The organism is Enterococcus sp. 6D12_DIV0197, from assembly GCF_002174385.1.
GTDB lineage: Bacteria > Bacillota > Bacilli > Lactobacillales > Enterococcaceae > Enterococcus_D > Enterococcus_D casseliflavus.
This window is the reverse complement of the sequence record NZ_NIBN01000001.1, coordinates 3746328-3749710: the sequence shown is the minus strand read 5'-3', so window position 1 is coordinate 3749710 and position 3383 is coordinate 3746328. Positions and strand designations below refer to the sequence as shown.

The 3383-nt window shown below is 31.4% G+C and carries 3 protein-coding genes; all 3 read right to left on the bottom strand.

The annotated features are described in order from the left end of the window. Positions 1 to 127: 127 nt before the first annotated feature. Complete coding sequence (locus tag A5867_RS17745; protein ID WP_170927557.1) at positions 128 to 457, bottom strand: peptidoglycan amidohydrolase family protein; 330 nt, start codon at positions 455 to 457, stop codon at positions 128 to 130. A 135-nt stretch (positions 458 to 592) separates the two neighbouring features. After that, positions 593 to 2833, bottom strand: coding sequence for a glycoside hydrolase domain-containing protein (locus A5867_RS17740; protein ID WP_087628144.1), 2241 nt, complete (start codon positions 2831 to 2833; stop codon positions 593 to 595). Between the two features lie 73 nt (positions 2834 to 2906). Next, on the bottom strand, positions 2907 to 3278 hold the full coding sequence (locus tag A5867_RS17735; RefSeq protein ID WP_087628143.1) for a phage holin family protein: 372 nt from the start codon (positions 3276 to 3278) through the stop codon (positions 2907 to 2909). Positions 3279 to 3383 lie beyond the last annotated feature (105 nt).

The window sequence follows — 3383 nt, the reverse complement described above, 5'->3', positions numbered from 1 at the left end:
CTTCTATTGCTACAGTTTCTATTGACTTTTTACTTGGAATATTATTTTTAGTATCGGTAATTTTATAAAAATTATGTTTCAAATTTGTTCCCATATAACTATCATCTTTATCAATATGGATACCATTCTATGTATATGAACAATGAATAAAACTATTTTCATTAATAAAAATTCCAGTGTGCCCCATAGCACCATTTGAATAACCAGGTATTCCAGAAATAAAAATATCTCCACGTTTAACATTTTTTCGACTTATTTTGTATAGTAATGTGCCATTCATTTTAAATAGAGTTTCAGTATTTCCCATACTATTCGTTGGTAAAAAATTGCCCGCAATTAGTGAAAAGAAAAGCGCTGAACTACAATCATAACTATCTGGTCCCAATCTATTTTTCAATGAATAGCTAACTTTATTTTTTCGACTTTCCATCCATCCAATCATATTTTCAATACCCATGTATTTCAACTCCTTATCTAAATAATTAGTGATGTCTTGTGTGATACTATTCGACTAATAGAGCCTCCTACAATCTATTAATTATAGGAGGCGACAGCATACTTTCTATCGTAAATTTTATTTAATAGTAAATATTTATTTTTTAAAAGGTTTTGCCAATAAAGTTAGCATTGTAGAAATTATTACTGCAACACTTTTTAGTATTCCAGTTCCAGCTGCTGCTCCGGAGAGCCCTAAGAAAGCAAGTACAACAACTGGTGTTAGAGCAATAGAACCTAAAGCTAAACTAATTCGACGATCCATTTCGGCTACTTCAACTTTGTATTTGTCTAGTTCCGGAGAAAGTCCAGGTGGTAGTTCCCTTGGATCGAAATAAATCCCTAAAGATACAGAAAAATTATAGTTTAATGACTCATTGTTAACTTTTATAGTATCATTCCCAGTAGATTTAATTACTACACCAATAGCACCAGCATCATTAATATCCATAGAAATCTGAATATTCCCGTTATTCATTATTCCACTAATTCTATTAACAATATCTACTACTTGGTTATTTTTATCAGTTAAATCAATAAGGTCTTGAATTAGCTGCATATCTTTTTGAAATTTAAGCTCTGGCTTTCCATTTTCAATTTTAAACTTTGCGTATTTTCCATCAAAAACATCCAGACTATTCGATACTTTTAATTGCAAAACTATATTACCAACAACTGCTGTTTGTTCGACTTCAGAGGAAAACTCTGTTGTCAAAGTTTCTTTAAATAGTGGTAGAGCATCTGTGATTTTCTTTGCGATGGCAGCTTTTTTTGCTTCTTCTAATTCTAAAGAACTTTCAGAGTCTGTCGGATAATTAAAAGAAGATTGACCGCTATCCCAATATCCTGAAACACCAACTTTGTCTATGTCAATACCGTTAAGTCTATATTCATAAAATTGATCAAATGACCAATTTTTAGGCATTTTATATCCGAGATTTGCGCTAAAGCCCGAAGACATATCTGACACAAAACAATTTTGAATTTGTATAATTGAATCCATGGCTTGTGTACATACATTTCTAGGAGCATATAAAGAAACTCCATACTCAGGATACTTGCTTTGCATCGTATGAACAACATCTCTTAAATAACTAACGATTACAGGAATTTCGTTTCCTAAAACATCAAAATCACAAGCAAAATATATAGTGGTTCCATTTTTGAAACCTAGAGATTTAGCAGCTGCACCTGCTTGGATTGCATCATTAATTCCTTGGCCGTATCTAGAAAAATAAGATAAGGAGGCTCCACCATTTTGGTAAATTGGGAAAACTTTAAAATTATTAGCCTCTAATAATTTTAATTCTTTAATACTCAAATTTTTAGGGCGTTCAGTATCACCGATTCCAACAGTACCTGTCAAGTAACGACCAATTGTGGTATATCCAGCATTTTTCAAAATGCCAACTTGGTCTGGGGTTAGTATTTGATAAGAAGTATCACATGCAAATGTTTTTCGTGCAGTGTCTCCAGTTGTTGTCAATAATGCTTTGATTACAGGCATATTGGCGGTATCATCAATAGGAGATATATTCATGAATTTTTTGAAATTCTTTGTCGCTGTAGATAAAGCAGAATTCCAGATTCCATCTAAGCTGCCACTGTATTCATCATTAACAGTCAAAGCAGCCTGCAAAATGGCAATATTATTTTTTGTACCTTTTGAAGGTGATAAAGTTGGACAATTTGCAGTCGTTCCTTCACCAAAAAAACCATTAGCTACACTTGTAGACATACCCATCTCTGCTTGTAATGCAAAAATTAAAGCTTTGTTAGTATCTCTTTGATACAAACCATCACATGGTAATATACCTGTATAACTACTATATTTTTGATTTAAATACATCTGTACCTTTTGAATTTTTAAACTGCCCCCATATACTAAGCTAAATGCGCTCATATCAAACAAAGCTTTAGCCCACATTGATGAGAAACTATCAGTCGTGTCAGATGCTCCAGCAGCATATTTAAACTGTAAGATAGCATTTCTTGATGCCTGACCATACTCTTCGCTAAAAGATCCTGTTCCCATTCCCTTACAAATCATTCCAGCATCGATTAATTGAATAATTTTATGTTTATTTCCTTCAACAAGAATACTACCAATTTTCTCATCCCATTTTTTTTGTGTAGTAGTTCCAAAGTTATCAGCAAATGTAGAAATTCCTAATTCATACTGTACAGCTCTAATTATGCCATATATTGTTGGCCAACCAGTTTTTCCATTTTTAGGGACACTTCCCCATCCTGGGATAGATCCATATGCTTCATTTAACCAAGTCTGAACATTTTCAACCCAAGGATCTCCGCTACTTTTTGTATCCAAATTATCCATACTTTATTTCACCTCAATAAATTATTTGATTCGAATCATAAACAAATGTCGTAAAATGAGTTATGTTGTGACATTAAAAGTCCTTGGTAATCGTATCTTTTGCTTTTTTCAGTATTTGTTTTAAATATTCTACAAATTCGCTTTCATACAGATTTTCTACTATACTTCCTATTTCTGTAAGAATTAATAAAGATATAAACAAATTATAAACTGAAAACTGAAATTGAATTCCATTTTCTTTAATAATAAAGTCCAATATTTTAGCTAATATTATAAGAACAAAACTACTTACTTTTTTCCATAAGCCATTCCAACTAAGGCTTGAAAGCCAGACTTTCTTTACACTCGCTTTTATCCATCCTGTTACTATATCCATAATTGCTACAAGAAAAAAAATATCCAATAAATTATTATTTTCTCGAAACAAATTAGCAATGAATTCCATTCTTTTTCCTCCTAAAATTTTTCTACCTTTTAATTAATTGTTAATTTTTTTTTTGAAATGTGACTTTGTGGGTAAAATTAAAAGATTTAAAATTTTATTTTATTT